The organism is Dysosmobacter sp. Marseille-Q4140 (assembly GCA_018228705.1).
Classification (GTDB): domain Bacteria; phylum Bacillota; class Clostridia; order Oscillospirales; family Oscillospiraceae; genus Oscillibacter.
Map to the genome: position 1 here is coordinate 3,252,408 of CP073694.1, position 19,046 is coordinate 3,271,453.

Annotated in this window: 26 protein-coding genes; 23 read left to right on the forward strand and 3 right to left on the reverse strand. The window is 63.9% G+C overall.

What is annotated here, in order from left to right:
• Window positions 1-5 precede the first annotated feature (5 nt).
• From KFE19_16355 to KFE19_16410, 12 genes are all read left to right on the forward strand, one after another.
• Window positions 6-338, forward strand: a complete 333-nt coding sequence (locus tag KFE19_16355) for a hypothetical protein (protein ID QUO37894.1) — start codon at window positions 6-8, stop codon at window positions 336-338.
• Window positions 335-814 (forward strand): hypothetical protein, encoded by a 480-nt coding sequence (locus KFE19_16360; GenBank protein ID QUO37895.1) that lies wholly within the window; start codon window positions 335-337, stop codon window positions 812-814. Before KFE19_16355 ends, KFE19_16360 begins: the two co-directional genes overlap by 4 nt.
• A 109-nt stretch (window positions 815-923) precedes the next feature.
• Window positions 924-1,421: a DUF177 domain-containing protein gene (locus KFE19_16365; protein QUO37896.1), complete on the forward strand. Its 498-nt coding sequence runs from the start codon at window positions 924-926 to the stop codon at window positions 1,419-1,421.
• Window positions 1,422-1,473: 52 nt separating this feature from the next.
• Window positions 1,474-1,668: a 50S ribosomal protein L32 gene (rpmF, locus tag KFE19_16370; protein QUO37897.1), complete on the forward strand. Its 195-nt coding sequence runs from the start codon at window positions 1,474-1,476 to the stop codon at window positions 1,666-1,668.
• Window positions 1,669-1,783: 115 nt separating this feature from the next.
• Window positions 1,784-3,109 carry a ribosome biogenesis GTPase Der gene (der, locus tag KFE19_16375; protein QUO37898.1) on the forward strand — a complete coding sequence of 442 codons (1,326 nt, stop codon included), beginning with the start codon at window positions 1,784-1,786 and terminating at the stop codon, window positions 3,107-3,109.
• A gap of 4 nt (window positions 3,110-3,113) precedes the next feature.
• Window positions 3,114-3,806, forward strand: a complete 693-nt coding sequence (gene plsY / locus KFE19_16380; GenBank protein QUO37899.1) for a glycerol-3-phosphate 1-O-acyltransferase PlsY — start codon at window positions 3,114-3,116, stop codon at window positions 3,804-3,806.
• Complete coding sequence (locus KFE19_16385) at window positions 3,803-4,807, forward strand: NAD(P)-dependent glycerol-3-phosphate dehydrogenase (protein ID QUO37900.1); 1,005 nt, start codon at window positions 3,803-3,805, stop codon at window positions 4,805-4,807. The genes plsY and KFE19_16385 overlap by 4 nt, the downstream gene beginning before the upstream one ends.
• Before the next feature lie 489 nt (window positions 4,808-5,296).
• The gene (gene cysK, locus KFE19_16390; GenBank protein ID QUO37901.1) at window positions 5,297-6,235 is read left to right on the forward strand and encodes a cysteine synthase A; all 939 of its coding nucleotides are present in this window, start codon (window positions 5,297-5,299) and stop codon (window positions 6,233-6,235) included.
• A 17-nt stretch (window positions 6,236-6,252) separates the two neighbouring features.
• On the forward strand, window positions 6,253-7,443 hold the full coding sequence (gene nifS, locus KFE19_16395; GenBank protein QUO37902.1) for a cysteine desulfurase NifS: 1,191 nt from the start codon (window positions 6,253-6,255) through the stop codon (window positions 7,441-7,443).
• An 11-nt stretch (window positions 7,444-7,454) separates the two neighbouring features.
• Window positions 7,455-7,886, forward strand: a complete 432-nt coding sequence (gene nifU, locus KFE19_16400) for a Fe-S cluster assembly scaffold protein NifU (protein QUO39668.1) — start codon at window positions 7,455-7,457, stop codon at window positions 7,884-7,886.
• A 14-nt stretch (window positions 7,887-7,900) separates the two neighbouring features.
• Entirely contained in the window at window positions 7,901-8,959 is a 1,059-nt protein-coding gene (mnmA, locus tag KFE19_16405; GenBank protein ID QUO39667.1) for a tRNA 2-thiouridine(34) synthase MnmA, read from the forward strand.
• 48 nt (window positions 8,960-9,007) lie between these two features.
• Window positions 9,008-9,412, forward strand: coding sequence for an RrF2 family transcriptional regulator (locus tag KFE19_16410; protein ID QUO37903.1), 405 nt, complete (start codon window positions 9,008-9,010; stop codon window positions 9,410-9,412).
• 147 nt (window positions 9,413-9,559) lie between these two features.
• Here KFE19_16410 and KFE19_16415 read toward each other — a convergent pair whose 3' ends face one another.
• Window positions 9,560-10,141 (reverse strand): LysE family transporter, encoded by a 582-nt coding sequence (locus KFE19_16415; GenBank protein ID QUO37904.1) that lies wholly within the window; start codon window positions 10,139-10,141, stop codon window positions 9,560-9,562.
• Window positions 10,142-10,250: 109 nt separating this feature from the next.
• On the opposite strand from KFE19_16415, the gene KFE19_16420 reads away from it, so the two are divergent.
• Window positions 10,251-10,808 carry a helix-turn-helix transcriptional regulator gene (locus tag KFE19_16420; protein ID QUO37905.1) on the forward strand — a complete coding sequence of 186 codons (558 nt, stop codon included), beginning with the start codon at window positions 10,251-10,253 and terminating at the stop codon, window positions 10,806-10,808.
• Between the two features lie 63 nt (window positions 10,809-10,871).
• Here KFE19_16420 and KFE19_16425 read toward each other — a convergent pair whose 3' ends face one another.
• Together KFE19_16425 and rpmB are read right to left on the reverse strand one after the other, a co-directional pair.
• Complete coding sequence (locus tag KFE19_16425) at window positions 10,872-11,090, reverse strand: hypothetical protein (GenBank protein QUO37906.1); 219 nt, start codon at window positions 11,088-11,090, stop codon at window positions 10,872-10,874.
• 70 nt (window positions 11,091-11,160) lie between these two features.
• Complete coding sequence (gene rpmB, locus KFE19_16430) at window positions 11,161-11,349, reverse strand: 50S ribosomal protein L28 (GenBank protein ID QUO37907.1); 189 nt, start codon at window positions 11,347-11,349, stop codon at window positions 11,161-11,163.
• A 266-nt stretch (window positions 11,350-11,615) separates the two neighbouring features.
• Between rpmB and hprK the strand changes: the two genes are divergently transcribed.
• The 10 genes from hprK to KFE19_16480 all read left to right on the forward strand — a co-directional run bounded on the left by hprK (window position 11,616) and on the right by KFE19_16480 (window position 19,013).
• On the forward strand, window positions 11,616-12,551 hold the full coding sequence (hprK, locus tag KFE19_16435; GenBank protein QUO37908.1) for an HPr(Ser) kinase/phosphatase: 936 nt from the start codon (window positions 11,616-11,618) through the stop codon (window positions 12,549-12,551).
• A 16-nt stretch (window positions 12,552-12,567) separates the two neighbouring features.
• Window positions 12,568-13,503: an ROK family protein gene (locus KFE19_16440; GenBank protein ID QUO37909.1), complete on the forward strand. Its 936-nt coding sequence runs from the start codon at window positions 12,568-12,570 to the stop codon at window positions 13,501-13,503.
• 72 nt (window positions 13,504-13,575) lie between these two features.
• Window positions 13,576-14,496, forward strand: coding sequence for a UDP-N-acetylmuramate dehydrogenase (gene murB, locus KFE19_16445; GenBank protein QUO37910.1), 921 nt, complete (start codon window positions 13,576-13,578; stop codon window positions 14,494-14,496).
• A 32-nt stretch (window positions 14,497-14,528) separates the two neighbouring features.
• Window positions 14,529-15,389, forward strand: coding sequence for an RNase adapter RapZ (gene rapZ, locus KFE19_16450; GenBank protein QUO37911.1), 861 nt, complete (start codon window positions 14,529-14,531; stop codon window positions 15,387-15,389).
• Between the two features lie 13 nt (window positions 15,390-15,402).
• Window positions 15,403-16,473 carry a YvcK family protein gene (locus tag KFE19_16455; protein QUO37912.1) on the forward strand — a complete coding sequence of 357 codons (1,071 nt, stop codon included), beginning with the start codon at window positions 15,403-15,405 and terminating at the stop codon, window positions 16,471-16,473.
• A 22-nt stretch (window positions 16,474-16,495) separates the two neighbouring features.
• A complete protein-coding gene (gene whiA / locus KFE19_16460) occupies window positions 16,496-17,389 on the forward strand; it encodes a DNA-binding protein WhiA (GenBank protein QUO37913.1) in 894 nt (297 codons plus the stop codon).
• Between the two features lie 46 nt (window positions 17,390-17,435).
• Entirely contained in the window at window positions 17,436-17,885 is a 450-nt protein-coding gene (locus KFE19_16465) for a C_GCAxxG_C_C family protein (protein ID QUO37914.1), read from the forward strand.
• 31 nt (window positions 17,886-17,916) lie between these two features.
• Entirely contained in the window at window positions 17,917-18,456 is a 540-nt protein-coding gene (locus KFE19_16470) for a hypothetical protein (protein QUO37915.1), read from the forward strand.
• Window positions 18,440-18,730: a hypothetical protein gene (locus KFE19_16475; protein QUO37916.1), complete on the forward strand. Its 291-nt coding sequence runs from the start codon at window positions 18,440-18,442 to the stop codon at window positions 18,728-18,730. The genes KFE19_16470 and KFE19_16475 overlap by 17 nt, the downstream gene beginning before the upstream one ends.
• A gap of 7 nt (window positions 18,731-18,737) precedes the next feature.
• Window positions 18,738-19,013: a hypothetical protein gene (locus tag KFE19_16480; protein QUO37917.1), complete on the forward strand. Its 276-nt coding sequence runs from the start codon at window positions 18,738-18,740 to the stop codon at window positions 19,011-19,013.
• Window positions 19,014-19,046: the final 33 nt, after the last annotated feature.

Here is a 19,046-nt window from a genome sequence, read left to right on the forward strand (position 1 = left end):
AAGCTATGAGCGGAAAACAGGGGAGAAAGCCCACGGGCCGGGTCAATTACATCTGGGTCCTGGCGGGAGGATATCTGATCTATCTTTCCTACCAGCTCTTCAGCGGGCTGTGGAAGGGGGACGCGGAGAACCCGGTGCTGAACGTTGCCGGCGGCGTGGTGTTCGCGGTGGCGGCGGCGCTGATGCTGCTGCGGGAGTGGCGGGCCTACCGGTACGGCCAGGAGCATATCGACGATCCGGAGAGCTGGTCCGACGAGCCCGTGGAGGAAGCGGACCAGGCCGCGCCGGCCCTGGAGGAAGCCCCGGGCGGGGACGCGGGGAAGGAGGAGCCCAGATGAGCCTGGAGCAGCTGGCCCCCGCCGTGCGGGAGACGGATTATCTCAAGCGGTTTGACCGCCATCAGTACGACAAGGCCTTCCGGGAGTATGGGGAGCGCTTCGGCCCGCTGTACGCCGAGGCCATCCGCGCCGCCGGAGAGGCGGGCCTTGCGGACCTGGCGGCATCGCTGATGGACGAGCTGGAGGCCGGCTGGCGCCGCCAGCGGATCTGGAACCGGACCTCCGTGCAGATCAATGAAAAGCAGATGATGGTGGCGTATCTCTCTCCCATGCTGGTGGAGCTGGAGGCGCCGCTGGGCGTGGCCTTTGCCAAGGCCCTGCGGGACACCTGGTCCGCCCGGCGTCCCAAGGACGGCTACCGCATCGCCTCCTATGAGAAGCTGGCCTCCGGGTTCCGCAACACCATTCTGGGCATCGATGTCAGCGGCTTTATCAACCGCAGGGAGCAGGAATCCCGGGAGGAAGAGGAGTTCTGATGGGGTTCCGGCGGGGCCTTTGGAAGAAAGACGAAAAAAAATGAAAAATTTGTTTGACAACGAGTGGTCAATCCCTTATAATACTACTCGTGTCATTGCGAGGTAGACTATGCTGTTGGATGTAAGACCCATTCTGCACGAGCCTGGAAAGCATCTGGATTTCCGGTTTGAACTGGACCTTTCGGATGTGGAGCTGGCCGGACGATATCCCATCTCCCGCCCTGTGACGGTGGTGGGGACTGTGCGCAACACCGCCGGTGTTCTGGAACTGGAGCTGACGGCCCGCAGCACCCTGGACGCCGTGTGCGACCGGTGCGGCAAGGCCTTTGCCCAGGACAAGGAGATCCCCTTCCGCTGCCTTCTGGCGGAGGAGCTTCAAAACGAGGACAACGACGAGATCGTCCTGCTGGAAAACGGCCAGGCGGACGCGGAGGATCTGGCCAGGACGGCCTTCCTCCTCGGAATGGACACGAAAACTTTGTGTTCGGAAGATTGCAAGGGACTTTGCCCCCGGTGCGGCGCAGATCTCAATCTGGGCCCCTGCCCCTGTCAAAAGGAGACGGATCCCCGGCTGGCGGTCCTGGCCAAGCTTTTGGAGAACAAATAAGGAATACTAAGGACGGTAACTCCGGGCCTTTGAAGATCAAGGAGGTGTCACAATGGCAGTACCTAAGGGAAAAGTATCCAAGGCAAGACGCGACAAGCGGCGCAGCTCCCACTGGAAGCTGGCGGTTCCCGGCCTTGTCAAATGCCCGAAATGCGGTGCGCTGCACCTGCCTCACAGAATGTGCCAGGAGTGCGGTACTTACAACGGCCGTGAAGTCAAGACCGTGAAGTCCGTCGTCGCGAAATAAGAAGCCATCGGGCGAGGAGGGAAGAACACTTCCCTCCTCTTTTTTTCCGTTGCGTACCGCGAAGGGTTTCGCTTATAATATAGATCGAGTGGAAAGAGAAAGGAAGTGAGCGCCCATGAAACCGATCGTCGCCATCGTGGGCCGCCCCAACGTGGGCAAGTCCATGCTGTTCAACAAGCTGATCGGACGGAGGCTCTCCATCGTGGAGGACACCCCCGGCGTCACCCGGGACCGGATCTACGGGGAGACGGACTGGAACGGCCGGTCCTTCACCCTGATCGACACCGGCGGCATCGAGCCCCGGACCGACGACCAGATCCTGGCCTTCATGCGGGATCAGGCCCAGATCGCCATTGAAAACGCCACCGTCATCATCTTCCTGACGGATATCAAGACCGGCCTGACCGCCTCGGACCACGAGGTGGCAAACATGCTGCTGCGCAGCGGTAAGCCCATCGTCCTGGCGGTCAACAAGATGGACTCCACCGGCGCCCCGGACCCGGACTACTACGAGTTCTACAACCTGGGGCTGGGGGATCCCATCGCCGTCTCCGCCGTCCACGGCCACGGTACCGGCGACCTGCTGGACGCCTGCGTGCAGTATTTCCCGCCGGAGGACGAGGAGGAAGAGGAGGACGACGCCATCAAGGTCGCCGTCATCGGCAAGCCCAACGCCGGCAAGTCCTCCCTGGTCAACAAGATCCTGGGGGAGCAGCGGGTCATCGTCTCCGACGTGGCCGGCACCACCCGGGACGCCATCGACTCCCGGTTTGAAAACGACAAGGGCGCTTTCGTCTTTATCGACACCGCCGGTATCCGCCGCCGGTCCAAGGTGGACGAGGACATCGAGAAGTACAGCGTCCTCCGGGCCACCATGGCTATCGAGCGCAGCGACGTGTGTCTCATCATGATCGACGCCACCGAGGGCGTCACCGAACAGGACACCAAGGTGGCGGGCCTGGCCCACGAGGCCGGCAAGGCCAGCATCATCGTGGTGAACAAGTGGGACCTCATCGAAAAGGACGACAAGACCATGGACCGGATGCGGGAGAAGGTCCGCCAGGACCTGGCCTTCATGGCCTACGCCCCCATCCTCTTCATCTCCGCCAAGACCGGCCAGCGGGTGGACCGGCTGTTCGAGCTGATCGACTACGTGGCCAACCAGGCTGCCACCCGCATCACCACCGGCATGCTCAACAACGTCCTGGCGGATGCCCAGACCCGGGTCCAGCCCCCCACGGACAAGGGCCGCCGGCTGAAGATCTACTATATGACCCAGGTGGGCGTGAAGCCGCCCCACTTCGTGGTGTTCTGCAACGACGCCCGGCTGTTCCATTTCTCTTACCAGCGGTATCTGGAAAACTGCATCCGAAATACCTTCGGCCTGGAGGGCACCCCGGTGATCCTCTCCATCCGGCAGAAGGGCGACAAGGAGGAGTGAGCGTATGCTGGGACTGTTTCCCAACGGCGTGCCCCTGCCGCTGCTGATCGCCGTCACGGCGGTGATCGCCTACTTCTGCGGCTGCTTCAACGGGGCGGTGATCGTGTCCAAGTATATCCTGCGGGACGACGTGCGCAACCACGGCAGCGGCAACGCGGGCCTCACCAATTTCTACCGCACCTTCGGCGGGGCTCTGACCTTCGTGGTCATCCTCACCGACGTGCTCAAGGCGGTGGTGGCCATCCTGGTGGCCAAGCAGCTGTTCTTCGCGGGCTACACCATCTACATCTCCGCGGCGCAGACAGAGGAACACTGGAGGCTGTTCGCGGAGTACTGGGCGGCCCTGTGGTGCCTGCTGGGCCATATGTTCCCCTGTATGTTCCACTTCAAGGGCGGCAAGGGCATCCTCTCCGGCGGCACCATTGCCATCATGATCGACTGGCGGATCGCGCTGGTGGTCTGGGGAGGCTTTTTGCTCCTGGCCATCCTGACCCGGTACGTATCTCTGGGCTCTGTTTGGGCCGGGGCCAGCTTTCCCTTCATCTCCTGGTACTGCTATCCCGATCCGGTGATCGTGGCGCTGGCCTTCGTGCTGGGCGGTCTGGTGGTCTGGCAGCACCGGGCCAACATCGGGCGGCTCATCCGCGGCAACGAGAACAAGTTCAGCTTCCATCATAAAAAGGAGGGGTCCCAATGAAGGCGGTAGTGGTCGGCAGCGGCGGCTGGGGCACGGCGCTGAGCATCGTGCTGTGCGACAACGGGCACGACGTGACGCTCTGGTCCCACAACCCCGCCAAGGCGGCGGAAATGGCAGAAAAGCGGGAGAACCCCCTGCTCAGGGGCGTGGCCCTGCCGGATGGCCTGACCGTCACCGGGGATCTTTCCTACCTGGAGGGGGCGGACCTGGTGGTGTCCGCGGCGCCCTCCTTCGCCGTCCGGGAGACGGGCCGGAAGATCGCGCCGTACCTGCGGCGGGACAGCATCCTGGTGTCCGTATCCAAGGGCATCGAGCGGGACACCAACCTCCGCATGAGCCAGGTGCTCCAGGAGGAGACGGGGAATATCTGTAAAGTGGTAGCCCTTTCCGGCCCTTCCCACGCAGAGGAAGTGGGCATCCGGATGCCTACCGGGTGCGTGGCCGCCTGCCCGGACCGGGACGCGGCCCGCTTTGTCCAGGACGCCTTTATGAACGACTATTTCCGCGTCTACACCAGCTACGACATCATCGGCGTGGAGCTGGCGGCGGCGCTGAAGAACGTCATCGCCCTCAGCTGCGGCATCTGCGCGGGCCTGGGCTTCCAGGACAACACCCGGGCGCTGCTGATGACCCGGGCCATGGCGGAGATCACCCGCCTGGGTGAGAAGCTGGGCGGTACCCGCCTGACCTTCGGCGGCCTCGCCGGCATGGGCGATCTGATCGTCACCTGCACCTCCATGCACTCCCGGAACAACCGGGCCGGCATCCTCATCGGCCAGGGCAAGAGCGTCCAGGCCGCCATGGAGGAGGTGGGCGCCGTGGTGGAGGGCTACTACGCCGCCGAGAGCGTCCATCAGCTCTCGGAGCGGGAGGGCGTGGAAATGCCCATCTGCCGGTGTGCGTATGAGGTTCTCTACAAGGGTAAGCAGGTCCACACCGTAGTGGGGGAGCTGATGACCCGAGCCAAGAAGGACGAGCTGCTGGAGACCGCCTGGCTGTGACGGTGCTCCCGTTCCGCTGCCGGGAAGCGCGGGCCTTTCCCGGCGCTCCGTGAAAATCTTCTCTGCATAACTCCATATTCGTTCCTGCGGGAGGCTGCGTTTTGACGCAGCCTCCTTTTTTTCACGCTATTCCAGATGAAACCGCAGCTTCAGCCCTGCGGCGGTTCACTTGCCGGGCCATGTCTGCTTTGTGAATTCCCGTGCGGACTGGCTGACCGATGAATTTGTCTAATTACCCCTTGACTTGGTAGGCAAATGATGGTATGATCCAATCACATACCAGATTGGTAGGCAAAAGAGGCATCCAGCCACAGCCGGAGGTTTGGATTTGTGCGGAAGGACTTCCGCTTTGGGCGGATGTGCCGTCTGTTCCGGCGGCAGAGTACCGCGGGGCAGAGCGATGTCTTGTCGGACCCCTTCCGTCAGCGCGAAGCAAATCGACGGAAGTACCGCAGGCCTGGAACAACCGTTTCAGAGTGTTAAGGAGGAATGACCTTGGCGAACATTTATACATCTGCTGACCAGCTTATCGGCAGGACGCCTTTGCTGGAGCTTACCCATATCAGAGAAGCCGAGCACCTGGAGGCCAGAATTCTGGCAAAGCTGGAATTTTTCAATCCCGCCGGATCTGTCAAGGACCGCATTGCAAAGGCGATGCTTGACGATGCCGAGGCGAAGGGGCTGCTGACTGCCCGGTCAGTCATTATTGAACCCACCTCGGGCAACACGGGGATCGGCCTGGCATCTGTTGCGGCGGCGAGGGGCTATCGCCTCATCCTCGTCATGCCGGAGACCATGAGCCAAGAGCGCCGGAAGCTGATGAAAGCCTATGGCGCGGAGCTGGTGCTGACCGAGGGCGCAAAGGGAATGAAGGGGGCCATCGCCAAGGCCAGTGAGCTGGCGAAGGAGATCCCGGACAGCTTCATTCCCGGTCAGTTTGTGAACCCGGCAAATCCCGCCGCGCATCGCGCCGCCACGGGCCCGGAGATCTGGGCCGATACCGGCGGAGAGGTGGATATCTTTGTCGCCGGAGTGGGCACGGGCGGCACCATCACCGGCGTGGGAGAGTATCTCAAGAGCCGGAACCCCGCTGTGAAGGTCGTGGCGGTGGAGCCGGCGGCCTCCCCGGTCCTCTCTCAGGGGGTGGCCGGCGCCCACAGGATCCAGGGGATCGGCGCAGGCTTTGTGCCGGACAACCTGAACACCGGGATCTGTGATGAGATCCTGACGGTATCCGACGAGGACGCCTTTGCTTACGGCAGGCGTCTGGGACGGCAGGAGGGCATCCTGGTGGGCATTTCCTCCGGCGCCGCTGTATGGGCCGCCGCGCAGCTGGCAAAGCGCCCCGAAAACAGGGGCAAGACCATTGTGGTCCTGCTTCCGGACACCGGCGAGCGCTACCTTTCCACACCCATGTTTGCAGATTAAATACCAAGGAGTATGCTATGATTTACGCAGATAATGCCGCGACCACAAAAATGAGCAGGGCGGCGGTCGATGCCATGCTGCCCTATATGGAACAGTATTACGGAAACCCCTCCAGCCTCTACGCCTTCGGCCAGCAGGCCAGGGAGGCGCTGGAAAACGCCCGGAGCCGGATCGCCGCCTGCCTGCACGCCGATCCCAGGGAGATCACCTTTACCTCCGGCGGCAGCGAGGCGGACAACCAGGCGATCATGACCGCCGCTGCGCTGGGGGCCCGCAGGGGGAAACGACACATCGTCTCCACGGCCTTTGAGCACCACGCCGTTCTGCATACCCTGGAAAAGCTGAAGAAGCAGGGCTATGAGGTCACTCTGCTGGACGTGCACAGCACGGGCCTTGTGACGCCGGAGCAGGTGGCGGAAGCCATCCGGGAGGACACCTGCCTTGTGACCATTATGTACGCCAACAACGAGGTCGGCACCATTCAGCCTGTCGCGGAAATCGGGGCTGTTTGCCGGGAAAAGGGCGTCCTGTTCCACACAGACGCGGTACAGGCGGCAGGCCATCTGCCCATTGATGTGAAGGCGCAGAACATCGACCTGCTCTCCCTTTCCGCCCACAAGTTCCACGGGCCGAAGGGGATCGGCGTCTTGTATGCCAAGCGGGGGGTGGCGCTGGAAACCATCATCAGCGGCGGCGCCCAGGAGCGCGGAAAACGCGCGGGCACAGAGAATATCCCGGCCGTCATGGGCATGGCAGCGGCGCTGGAAGAGGCCTGTGCAAACATGGACGAGCACCGCGCACGGCTGACCGGCCTGCGTGAGCGCCTGATTCACGGCCTGGAGCAGATTCCGTACGGAGAGCTGAACGGCGACCGTGAGCGCCGGCTGCCCGGGAATGTGAATTTCTGCTTTGAGGGCATCGAGGGCGAATCGCTGCTGCTTTTGCTGGACGAGAGGGGCATCTGCGCTTCCTCCGGCTCCGCCTGCACGAGCGGTTCCCTGGACCCCAGTCATGTGCTGCTGGCTATCGGCAGGCCCCACGAGGTGGCCCATGGCTCCCTGCGGCTCAGCCTCGGCGAGGAGATGACGGAGGCAGATGTGGACGAGATCATTCAGGCCGTCACGGACGTGGTGACCCGCCTGCGGAATATGTCCCCCTTCTGGCGGGATCTGGTCAACGGAAAACGGCCCCATGTATTTGCTGAATAAGAGGTGATATGATGGCTTTGTATAGCGATAAAGTGATGGATCATTTCCGCAATCCCCGGAATGTGGGCGTCATCGAGGATGCCGATGGCGTTGGTGAGGTGGGTAATCCCGTGTGCGGAGATATCATGAGGATCTATCTGAAGATAGCGGATCAGATCATTACCGATGTGAAGTTTGAAACCTTCGGCTGCGGAAGCGCCATTGCCTCCAGCTCCATGGCGACGGAGCTGATCAAGGGCAAGCCCCTGTCCGAAGCCCTCGCGCTGACCAACAGGGCCGTGGCCCAGGCGCTGGACGGGCTTCCGGCGCATAAGATGCACTGCTCGGTGCTGGCGGAGGAGGCCATCAAAAAGGCGATCCAGGATTATTACGACAAAAGCGGCATCGCCTATGATTCCAGCCTGTTTCCGGACTGTGGGCATTGCGCTCACTGCGGCGGGTGAAGGCCCTGATCGCCATGAGCGGCGGCGTTGACAGCAGCGTCGCCGCTCTGCTGACCAAGCGCATGGGCTATGCGTGCATCGGCTGTACCATGAAGCTGTATGACGCTCCCGATGACGGCGCTGCGCGGGGGCGGAGCTGCTGTGTGCTGGAGGATGTGGAGGACGCGCGCAGCATCGCCCTGAGAATGGGAATGCCGTATTACGTGTTCAATTTTAAAGATGCGTTCCGCAGCAGGGTCCTTGAAAAATTCATCAGAAGCTATGAGGCCGGCAGAACGCCAAACCCCTGCGTGGATTGCAACCGGTATTTAAAATTCGACCGGCTTTTTGAGCGGGCGCGGGTACTTGGCTGCGACCGGATCGTAACCGGCCACTATGCCCGGATTGCATTCAACGGCAAGGAGTATGTGCTGAAAAAAGCACTTGATCCGTCCAAAGACCAGAGCTATTTTCTGTACGCGATGACGCAGGAACAGCTGAGCCGAACGCTCTTTCCGCTGGGAGCGCTCCGCAAGAGCGAAACGCGGAAAATCGCCAAAGAAGCCGGCTTTGTCAATGCGGACAAGCCGGACAGCCAGGATATTTGCTTTGCCCCGAACGGCGACTATGCCCGTGTGATCGAAAGCGATACGGGAAAGCGATGCCCAGAGGGGGTATTCCAAACGACAAGCGGCGAGGTGCTGGGGAGGCACCGCGGAATCATCCGCTATACCATTGGGCAGCGCAAGGGACTTGGAATTTCCTCCCGGAGGCCGCTTTATGTCTGCGGAATTCAGGCAGAGGACCATACCGTCGTTGTTGGAAACTGGGAGGAGCTGTTTTCCAGGACCGTGATCCTCTCAGACGTTCACTGGATCTGCGGCAAAACTCCCGATTTCCCCCTTCGCTGCTTTGCCAACATACGCTCACGGCAGCAGGAGCAGCCGGTGACGGTCTATCCGCAGGGAGCCGGCGGCGTGCGGATCGTGTTCGACCGGCCCCAGCGGGCCGTCACCCCCGGCCAGGCCGCGGTTCTGTACGACGGAGAAACGGTCCTGGGCGGCGGTGAGATCCAAAGCGCCGGCGGCACTTGATGCCTTGTGAGCGTTGTGCTATGATGAGATTCAAAGGGGGAACCTGTCATGCTGGTATCCACAAGAGGACGCTACGCCCTGCGCGTCATGATCGACCTGGCGGAACACGGCGACGGCAAATACATGGCTATGAAATCGGTCGCGGAACGGCAGGAGATCTCTCTGAAATATATGGAGAAAATCCTTCGGCTGCTTGTTTCCGCCAATCTGATCGAGGGCGTGCAGGGAAAAGGGGGCGGTTACCGCCTTACCCGCGCCCCGCAGGATTATCCCATCAATGAGATCCTGCAGCTGACGGAAGGCAGCCTTGCGCCGGTGTCTTGTCTGGAATGCGGCGCAGAGGCGTGCAAACGCGCCGCGGAATGCCGCACACTTCCCATGTGGACGGAGCTGGGGCAGCTTGTCAACGGGTATTTGGGGAAGATCACGCTGGCGGATCTGATGAAAAAATGACTGTGCGGCGTGACACTGCCCGCAGCATTTTCCCTTAAATTCATGCAGCGCGGACAAGCGAGAGCGCTTGTCCGCGCTGCTGTATCATTTCGCCAAAGAGGGGAAAATTCCTCGCTTTCCAAATCCTGCCCGCTGCGGGCGGACCGCTCATGCCAGAAACAGCGACACGGCGCAGTACACCAGCAGCAGCGCCATCACCGTGTTGACGGGCTTTGCGTGCTGGGAGAACAGCCGGCGGAACACGGAGCCGAAGGCGCACCAGCACAGGCAGAAGAGGTAGCCGATGAAGGCCAGCAGCAGGGCGAAGCCCACCAGGGGCAAAGGCTCCGTGTGGTAGTAGGGGAGGATGTAGGCCTCCATGGACATGATGCAGTAGATGTAGATCTTGGGATTGACGAACTGCAGCAGCAGTCCCGCCAGGAAGCCGTCCCGGGAGTGGTCCTCCTCCACGCCGGAGCTGCGGAAGGTCTCCCAGGCCAGATACAGCATGTACAGGGCCCCCAGGATCAGCATGGGCAGCTTGATTTTGGGGATCAGGGCCGACAGGGCGCCGCAGAAGGCGGTGCACAGCAGCATCACCGCGGTGAAGCCCACCCAGATGCCGAAGGTGAAGGGCATGGCGCCCCGGAACCCCTTCCGGCTGCCGTTGGACATGGACATGATGTTGTTGGGGCCCGGCGTCACGGCGGTGATGACGGCATAGGTCAAAAACGAGAGCCAGGGAAACATATTTGACAAGCCCTCCCTCTGAATGATATGATACTGATATGATCGTACAATATCTTGGATTTCCTTTATATTGTATGAGCAATCCGATATATTGTCAAGAGGGAATGCTATGGATATTACGAACGTGGTGGCGGGCAACGCCCGGCGGATCCGGGAGGAGAAGAAGCTGACGCTGGACGCGGCGGCGGCGGCCACCGGCGTGTCCCGCAGCATGCTGGCCCAGATCGAGAAGGGAGAGGTGAACCCCACCATCTCCGTGCTGTGGAAGATGGCCAACGGCTACAAGGTCTCCTTCACGTCGCTGGTGGAGTCCCGGAGGAGCGGGGTGTCCGTGCTGCGGCAGGGGGAGACGGCGCCCCTGGCCGAGGACGATGGGCGGTATCTGAACTACCCGCTGTTCGCCTTTGATGAGCAGAAGCTCTTCGAGACCTACCGCATCGTGATCCTGCCCGGCGGCGCCCTGTCCGCCCAGCCCCACCTGGCCGGGTCGGAGGAGTATGTCACCGTCTTTGCGGGCCGGGCGGAGATCACCGTGGACGGCCGCAGCTTTGCGCTGGAAAAGGGGGACTCCATCCACTTCCTGGCCGACGCGCCCCACGCCTACCGCAACCCGGGGCAGGAGACCGCGGAGCTGAGCATGCTGATCTACTATGGAAGGGCCACCTGAGCGGACGAACGGAGGGGGACCCAATTTGGGTCCCCCTCCGTGTATCCTCCGGCTTGGGAGTATTTACAATCCGGCATCCCGCTGCGCTTCCAGCACTCTTCGGGCGAAGGCCTCCATGGAGCAGTCCTCCACGGTTTCGCCGGGCCGGAGTACCAGGTCGAAAAAGCAGGTGGGGATCTCGCGCTTGCGCAGCTCCTTCTCGATGCACAGGGAGCAGCCCTGGTCATGGTTGGAAGGGTGGCAGCGGCAGGCGGTGTTGCGGCAGGGGCAGAAGTGGTCCATGACAGCCTCCTTTACGAACGTGGGAAAAAAGAGATCCCGGACCGAAGTCCGGGATCTTTGTTTGTCCAAGTCAGATCGCTCTGGTGACTTTGCCGGAACGCATACACCGGGTACAAACATACACATGGCGGGGAGAACCGTTGACGATCGCCTTCACACGCTTGACGTTGGGCTTCCATGTACGGTTGGAACGCCGATGAGAGTGGGAGACCTTGATGCCAAAGGTAACGCCCTTGTCGCAGAACTCGCACTTAGCCATCCGTTGCACCTCCTTGCTGTTGCGTACTTCCATACCTTTTTTAGGCACAGCTAATATCATACCAGAAAACTTTCTGAAATGCAAGCAAAAATTTCAAAAAATCCAAAGGTTTTTTCCGGGGCTCCTCCGGGCCCGCCGAAGGGGCTGGGTGTTGCGAAAACGGGCAAAGTAAGATATAATAAACACAGTATAGCGCCGCTTCAAAAAGAGGCGGCAGAGTGGGCGCGCCGGAGTGTGCGGCGGCCGGAAAGGGAATGGAAAAGGCTATGCAGGAACGCGGACTGAAGATGTCGGAATTTGTGGCTCAATTCAATCTGGAGGTGCTGAACAAGGGCACCGATTTTGACACCATGCTGTTGACCATCACGGATGTGAACCGCCCCGGCCTCCAGTTCCACGACTTTTACGACTATTTTGACCCCCGCCGCCTCCAGGTGGTGGGCAAGGCGGAGATCACCTATCTGAAGGGGCTGACGGAGCAGCGGCGGCGCAAGTGCTTTGACGACCTCTTTCTCTATGATATCCCGGCCCTGGTGATCTCCCGGGGGCTGGACTGCTTCCCGGAGTGCCTGGACAGCGCCAGGGAGCACGGCCGGACCCTGCTGCGGACGGAGGACACCACCGTGGAGTTCACCAGCCGCACCATCGAGTTTCTGAACCGGTATCTGGCTCCCTGCGTCACCCGCCACGGCGTGCTGCTGGACATCTCCGGCGAGGGCGTCATGATCACCGGCGACTCCGGCATCGGCAAGAGCGAGTCCGCCATCGAGCTGATTATGCGGGGCCACCGGCTGGTGGCCGACGACGCGGTGGAGATCCGCCGCATCTCCAACCAGCTCATCGGCACCGCGCCGGAGGTGATCCGCCACTACATCGAGCTGCGGGGCATCGGCGTCATCGACGTGCGCCAGCTCTTCGGCATGAGCGCCATCCGCGCTGAGTCCCAGATCAACCTGGTGGTCCAGTTCGAGCAGTGGGACAACACGAAGTTCTACGACCGGCTGGGCATCGAGGACCACTACATCGATATCCTGGATATCCAGGTGCCCTGTGTCACCATCCCTGTGCGGCCGGGCCGGAACCTGGCCAGCATCGTGGAGGTGGCGGCCATGAACAACCGCCACCGGCGGTACGGCTACAACGCCGCCCAGGAGCTGGCCCAGCGGGTGGACCTGCGGGCCGAGGGCAAGACCAAGGGCTGAACGGAGGAACGAGGAGATGTTTGTTGGCATTGACGTGGGCGGCACCAACCTCAAGGCCGGCCTTGTGGACGGCGAGGGCCGCCTGCTGGCGGCGGCCCGGCGCCCGCTGCACTTTTCCGGTGCGGAGGCCTTCGCCGCGGATCTTGCGGAGCTGGCCCTCCAGGCGGTGCGACAGGGCGGCGCGGCGCCGGAGGACCTGGAGTCCGTGGGCATCGGCCTGCCCGGCGCCGTGGACGGCGGCGAGGTGGTGTACACCGTCAATATCCCTTTGAAGCACGTGCCGCTGGAGCGGCTGTTCCGGCAGCATCTGGATATTCCCGTGTACCTGGGCAACGACGCCGACTGCGCCGCCGTGGGCGAGTTCTTCTGCGGCGCGGGCCGGGGCTGCCGGGACTTTGTGGTGGTGACCCTGGGCACCGGCATCGGCGCCGGGATCATCCTGAACGGCCGCCTTCAGGGCGGCGCCGCCTCCAGCGAGGCGGGCCACATGGCGATCATGCAGGGAGGCGAGCTGTGCAACTGCGGCCGCCGGGGCTGCTGGGAGCGGTACGCCTCCGCCACGGCCCTGATCGCCCAGACCCGGGCCGCCATGGAGGCCCACCCGGAGAGCGGCCTCCACGCCGCGGCGGAGGCCCTGGGGGCCGTGGACGGCCGCACCGCCTTCCAGGCGGCTCTGGCCGGGGACGAGACGGCCCTGGCGGTGTGCCGGCAGTATGTGGAGTACCTGGCCGGCGGCACCACCAGCCTCATCAACATCCTGCGGCCGGAGGCGGTGGCCATCGGCGGCGGTGTGGCGGCTGCGCCGGAGCAGCTGCTGCTGGAGCCCCTGCGCCGCATCGTGGAGCAGGAGGCCTACGCCCGCCACGGCGGCCGGGTCACCCGGGTGGTCCGGGCGGAACTGGGCAACGACGCCGGCATCATCGGCGCGGCGTTTTTGGAAAAGGTCCTGTGAGAACAAGATCGAGCCGCCGGCCTTCGGGCCGGCGGGATTCGTTGAGCGCCCGGAGGCGCGGAGGGAGACGCTATGGATTGGTGGACTGGATTTGACAAGAAGATGGCGGACTATCTGCCGGACCTGAAGATCGCGGAGGAGGAGCCCATGAGCCGGCACACCTCCTTCCGCATCGGCGGGCCCGCCCGGCGGATGGCGTTTCCAACGTCGGGGGCCCAGCTGGTGCTGCTGATGAGCTTTGCGGCCGAGTGCGGGTCAAGGCCCCTGGTCGTCGGCCGGGGCACCAACCTCCTCTGCCCGGACGAGGGCCTGGACCGGCTGGTGGTGGAGACCTCCGGCCTTTCCCGGCTGGAGCTGGGGGAGGAGCCGGACACGATCCTGGCCGAGAGCGGCGTGTCCCTGGCCCGGCTGGGGGAGTTCGCCTGCCAGCAGGGCCTGACGGGCCTGGAATTCGCCCACGGCATCCCTGGCAGCGTGGGCGGCGGCGTGTGCATGAACGCCGGGGCCTATGACGGAGAGATGAAGCAGGTGGTCTCCGGTGTTTCGGTGCTGTTCCCGGAGGAGGGGGTCAAATTCCTCTCCGGGGAGGAGATGGCCTTCGGCTACCGCCGCAGCCTCCTCACCGACCATCCCGAGGCGGTGGTGCTCCACGCGGTGTTCCGCCTGACGCCGGGGGACGGCGAGGCCATCCGGCAGAAGATGCGGACGCTGATGGACCGCCGCCGGGCCAGCCAGCCCCTGGAACTGCCCAGCGCCGGCAGCACCTTCAAGCGGCCCCAGGGTCATTTCGCCGGGACGCTGATCGACCAGTGCGGCCTCAAGGGCCTCACCGTGGGCGGCGCCCAGGTCAGCGAGAAGCACGCGGGCTTCGTGGTCAACCGGGGCGGCGCCACCTGCGCCGACGTGGAGGCCCTGATCGCCGAGATCCAGAGACGGGTCCTGGACCGGACCGGCGTGGCCCTGGAGCCGGAAGTGAAGATCATCCGGAACTGAGCGTTCCGGCGAACCATCAGGAGGTGGATACTGTGGAAATCCTCATCATCTCCGGCCTCTCCGGCGGGGGAAAGAGCAAGGCGGCCTCCTTTCTGGAGGATATGGGCTTTTACATCGTGGACAATATGCCCGCCGCCATGATTTTGAAATTTGCGGAGTTCTGCGCCGGGGTCAGCGGCCGGTACGACCGGGTGGCCCTGGTGTACGACGTGCGCACCGCCAGCTCCTTCACGGAGCTGTTCGACGTGCTGGATAAGCTCAAATCCATGGGCCTTTGCCGGATGCTGTTCCTGGAGGCGGCGCCGGAGACCATCATCAAGCGCTACAAGGAGACCCGCCGCCGCCATCCCCTGCGGGGGGAGACGGACTCTCTGGAGGAGGCGGTCCGCCGGGAGCGGGAGATGATGCAGCCGGTGAAGGAGCGGGCGGACTATGTGATCGACACCTCCCGCACCTCCACCGCCCAGCTGCGGGGCGAGCTGCTGCGGCTGTTCGGCCAGGGGGAGGAGCGGGGCGCCATGACCGTCAACGTCACCTCCTTCGGCTTCAAGTACGGCCTGCCCCTGGAGGCGGACCTGGTGCTGGATGTGCGGTTCATGCCAAACCCCTTCTACATTCAGGACCTGCGGCCCAAGACCGGGCTGGACAAGGCGGTGGCGGACTATGTGTTCAGCTTCCAGCAGACCCGGGACTTCATGAAGAAGCTGGAGGATCTTCTCTCCTTCACATTGCCCCTGTACGCCGAGGAGGGCAAGACCTCCCTGACCATCGCCGTAGGCTGCACCGGCGGCCACCACCGCTCCGTGGCGGTGACCCACGCCCTGACGGACTTCATCCGCCAGCAGGGCTATTCTGTGACGGAAAACCACCGGGACATGTCCCGCAGCAGCTGAGAGAGAGGTGCCCATGGAATACCAACCGGCCCCGTACCGCCTGCCCAGGTCCCACGGACCCCGGATCGCCGTCATCGGCGGCGGCCACGGCCTGGCCAACATGCTGCGGGGATTGAAGCAGTACACGGAGAACCTGGCCGCCGTGGTGACGGTGGCCGACGACGGCGGCGGCTCCGGCAGACTGCGCCAGGACCTGGGGATGCCGCCGCCCGGCGACATCCGCAACTGCATGGAGGCCCTGGCCAACACCGAGCCGGTCATGCGGGAGCTGCTCAGCTACCGCTTCACCGAGGGGTCTCTTGCGGGCCAGAGCTTCGGAAACCTCTTTCTCGCAGCCCTCAACGGCATCTCGCCCACCTTTGACGCGGCGGTCAGCCGCATGAGCGAGGTCCTGGCCATCACCGGCCGGGTGCTGCCGGTGACCACCGCCGACGTGCGGCTGGAGGCGGAGTTCGAAAACGGCGCCAGCGTGGTGGGGGAGTCCAAAATCTTCTACTGCAAGAAGAAGGAGGACTGCCGCATCCGCCAGGTGCGGCTGCTGCCGGAGCATCCCAAGGCCCTGCCGGAGGCGCTGACGGCCATCCGGGAGGCGGACATGATCGTCCTGGGGCCCGGGAGCCTCTACACCAGCATCATCCCCAACCTCCTGGTGGACGGCATCCCCGAGGCCATCCAGGCCTCCAACGCGCTGAAGATCTACGTCTGCAACGTCATGACCCAGGAGGGGGAGACGGAGGGGTACACCGTCTCCGACCACATCGCGGCCCTCTTCGCCCACTCGGCGCCGGGCCTTTTTGACCTGTGCCTGACCAATTCCTCCCCCATCCCCAGAGACGTGGCCGCCCGGTACGCTCAGGAGGGTGCCGCGCCCCTGTACGGCGACCGGGAGGCGTGCGCCGCCCTAGGCGTGGAGGTGGTGGACCGGCCCATCGCCACCGTGGAGCAGGGCTTCGTCCGCCACCATCCGGACCACCTGGCCCGGGAGCTGATTTTGCTCCACGCCGAGCGCAGCGTCCGCATCGCCGGGGACCGCTACGACTTCCGCCGCAGCGCCTCCCACGTGGAGGGGCGGAGCCGCCGCTGAACACTACGAAAGGAGCGACGCCATGTCCTTTTCCTTCGACGCCAAAAACGAGCTGTGCCGCCTGCCGGTGCAGAAGCTCTGCTGCGCCAGGGCGGAGGCCTACGGCATCCTGCTCTACTGCAACACCTTCAGCGCATCGGAGGTGCGCATCGTCACCGAGAACCCCAACTTCGCCGCCCGCCTGCCAAAGCTCTTTCACCGGGCCTTCAGCATCCGCTTTGACCGCCAGCCGGAGCCGGGGGCGCCGGGGAAGATGGTGTTCCAGATCACGGAGCGGCGGAAGCTGGAGCGGATCACCGACATGCTGGGCTACGACCTGCGGCAGAACCTGGTGCTCCACATCAACTTCGCCCTGCTGGAGGAGGAGTGCTGCAAGGCCTCCTTCCTGCGGGGGGTGTTTTTCGCCGGGGGCAGCATCACCGACCCCATGAAGCGCTACCACCTGGAGCTGACTACCTCCCACCAGCAGGCCAGCCGGGAGCTGGACGTGCTGCTGCGGGAGAGCGGCTACCCGCCCAAGAGCGTCAGACGCAACGGCAGCTTCGTCACCTATTTCAAGCAGAGCGACCAGATCGAGGATTTTCTCACCCTGATCGGGGCGCCGGTGGCGGCCATGAACGTCATGACCGCCAAGATGGAGAAGGACCTCCGGAACAGCGTCAACCGCCGGCTCAACTGCGACAGCGCCAACCTGGACAAGGCGGTGCTGGCGGCCCAGGAGCAGCTGGAGGCCATCCGCCGCCTGCGCGCCTCCGGGCAGATGGAGACCCTGCCGGAGAAGCTGAAGGCCACGGCGGCCCTGCGGGAGGCCCACCCGGAGCTGAGCCTCTCCGAGCTGGCGGAGACCTTTGACCCGCCGGTGACCAAGTCCTGCCTCAGCCACCGCCTGCGGAAGATCATGCAGCTGGCGGAGTGACTGTAAAGTAAAAATACATAACAGATAGAAAGAGGAGAATTTTTATATGGACCGCTGTGCAAAAGCCTATGAATACCACAAGCAGGGATACAACTGCGCCCAGTCCGTGGCGGGCGCCTTCGCGGATCTGGCGGGTCTGGCCCCGGAGCAGCTGATGGCCGCCACCGGCGGCTTCGGCGGCGGCGTGGGCGGCAGCCACGCGGAGGTGTGCGGCGCCGTCAGCGGCGGCGTGCTGGTGCTGAGCCTGCTGCACCCCCACACCGACGGGGCCGACAGGGCGGGGAAGGCGGCCGTCTATGCCCTGACCAAGGAGTTCCGCCGCCGCTTCGAGGAGGTGTTCGGCCTGACCCGCTGCGGCGAGCTGCTGAAGGCCCGCCCCGGCGTCACGGACAAGAACCCCGCCGCGCAGCGGCTGGGCGTCACCGCCCACTGCGACAACATGGTCGTCACCGCCGTGGAGATCGTGGAGCAGATGCTGGCGGAGGAGCAGGGCTGAGTCAAGCCGTACCGGAGGGGGAGGCGCAGGTGTGAAGGACCGGAGTGAGATACGGACCGGAGGCGGTCCTGTGCTCCATGTGTGGCATACCGCCCTGGCGCCGGAGCAGTTCCAGGCCCGGATCCGGACCCGGGCCCGGTCCTTCGGGCCGGACTGGCGCCTTCACTGGAAGGCGGTCCGGGGCGGATACCGGCTGTGGCTGTGTCCGGAGCTGCCGGTATTCCGGGGGCGGGGCCAGCTGCCCCTGCGGCTGTGGGTACGGCCGGAGGGGGAGGGCTGCCGCGTGACCGGAGTCTTTGCGCCGCCCCTGTGGTCGCTGGCTCTGGATGCGCTGGCGCCGCCGGCGCTGACGTGCGTGGCTTCGCTTCGGACCGGCCGGATGACCCCCTGGTGGGTCCCGGCGGCCATGACCGTCTTTTTGCTGCTGGTCCCCCGAATGTTCACCGCCTGGGGCCGGGACCGGCGTTTGCTGCGGTGGGTCGGGGAGGACCTGCTGGGCGGCGGAGCGGGGAGCGGCCCTGCTCCCCGGACCTTTGAAAAAGGAGGGGACTGCCATGAAAAAGGGGGATGAATGGGACTGCCGTCAGGCGCTGAAGATGTCCCATATTCTGTTTTTCAGCGGCTTTTTGCTGGTGATGGCCGGCGGTCTGGTGCTGTGCGTGAGCACGGCGCCCCGGGCGCTGGCGGCTCTGCTGATGGCCGGCGGGGCGGTGCTGCTGATCGCCGGGCTGATCCTGGCCGCCTGGAAGGTGCGCTGTCCCCACTGTGGGGCATCCCTGATGCTGGGAGGCCGTCTGCCCCTGAGCCTGCCTCCCCACTGCCCCGGCTGCGGAGAAAAGCTGTGAGGTGCCTGTGAACAGACATTCCATGAACCACCGCCGGATGCGGGCCATCCGGATCGTGTTTTACAGCGGCCTGGGACTGCTGGTACCGGCCTGGGCCGCCGCCTGCTGGTGGGAGCAGTTGGCCATGGTCCTGCTGGGCCTCGCCCTGGGTGCCATCCTCCTGGCCTCGCTGGCCTCTCTATGGGTGCGCTGCCCGGTCTGCGGAGCCAATCTCTGCCGGGGCATGCGCCTGCCCGGCCAGCTGCCCAGGTTCTGTCCCCGCTGCGGGTCAGAGGTGAAGTGACCTGCTGCCGCAGCGCAACTATCGGAAAGGAGA

Bases quoted from the DNA above. Each gene is read 5' to 3' on its own strand.
- KFE19_16425 (QUO37906.1), bottom strand. From the start codon at position 11,090: ATGGACCACTTCTGCCCCTGCCGCAACACCGCCTGCCGCTGCCACCCT.
- KFE19_16415 (QUO37904.1), bottom strand. From the start codon at position 10,141: ATGTTTCCCTGGCTCTCGTTTTTGACCTATGCCGTCATCACCGCCGTG.
- KFE19_16420 (QUO37905.1), top strand. From the start codon at position 10,251: ATGGATATTACGAACGTGGTGGCGGGCAACGCCCGGCGGATCCGGGAG.
- KFE19_16410 (QUO37903.1), top strand. From the start codon at position 9,008: ATGCTGGTATCCACAAGAGGACGCTACGCCCTGCGCGTCATGATCGAC.
- rpmB (QUO37907.1), bottom strand. From the start codon at position 11,349: ATGGCTAAGTGCGAGTTCTGCGACAAGGGCGTTACCTTTGGCATCAAG.
- KFE19_16385 (QUO37900.1), top strand. From the start codon at position 3,803: ATGAAGGCGGTAGTGGTCGGCAGCGGCGGCTGGGGCACGGCGCTGAGC.
- KFE19_16360 (QUO37895.1), top strand. From the start codon at position 335: ATGAGCCTGGAGCAGCTGGCCCCCGCCGTGCGGGAGACGGATTATCTC.
- KFE19_16455 (QUO37912.1), top strand. From the start codon at position 15,403: ATGGAATACCAACCGGCCCCGTACCGCCTGCCCAGGTCCCACGGACCC.
- plsY (QUO37899.1), top strand. From the start codon at position 3,114: ATGCTGGGACTGTTTCCCAACGGCGTGCCCCTGCCGCTGCTGATCGCC.
- whiA (QUO37913.1), top strand. From the start codon at position 16,496: ATGTCCTTTTCCTTCGACGCCAAAAACGAGCTGTGCCGCCTGCCGGTG.
- rpmF (QUO37897.1), top strand. From the start codon at position 1,474: ATGGCAGTACCTAAGGGAAAAGTATCCAAGGCAAGACGCGACAAGCGG.
- murB (QUO37910.1), top strand. From the start codon at position 13,576: ATGGATTGGTGGACTGGATTTGACAAGAAGATGGCGGACTATCTGCCG.
- KFE19_16365 (QUO37896.1), top strand. From the start codon at position 924: ATGCTGTTGGATGTAAGACCCATTCTGCACGAGCCTGGAAAGCATCTG.
- hprK (QUO37908.1), top strand. From the start codon at position 11,616: ATGCAGGAACGCGGACTGAAGATGTCGGAATTTGTGGCTCAATTCAAT.
- KFE19_16440 (QUO37909.1), top strand. From the start codon at position 12,568: ATGTTTGTTGGCATTGACGTGGGCGGCACCAACCTCAAGGCCGGCCTT.
- KFE19_16475 (QUO37916.1), top strand. From the start codon at position 18,440: ATGAAAAAGGGGGATGAATGGGACTGCCGTCAGGCGCTGAAGATGTCC.
- nifU (QUO39668.1), top strand. From the start codon at position 7,455: ATGGCTTTGTATAGCGATAAAGTGATGGATCATTTCCGCAATCCCCGG.
- mnmA (QUO39667.1), top strand. From the start codon at position 7,901: ATGAGCGGCGGCGTTGACAGCAGCGTCGCCGCTCTGCTGACCAAGCGC.
- cysK (QUO37901.1), top strand. From the start codon at position 5,297: ATGACCTTGGCGAACATTTATACATCTGCTGACCAGCTTATCGGCAGG.
- nifS (QUO37902.1), top strand. From the start codon at position 6,253: ATGATTTACGCAGATAATGCCGCGACCACAAAAATGAGCAGGGCGGCG.
- KFE19_16355 (QUO37894.1), top strand. From the start codon at position 6: ATGAGCGGAAAACAGGGGAGAAAGCCCACGGGCCGGGTCAATTACATC.
- der (QUO37898.1), top strand. From the start codon at position 1,784: ATGAAACCGATCGTCGCCATCGTGGGCCGCCCCAACGTGGGCAAGTCC.
- KFE19_16465 (QUO37914.1), top strand. From the start codon at position 17,436: ATGGACCGCTGTGCAAAAGCCTATGAATACCACAAGCAGGGATACAAC.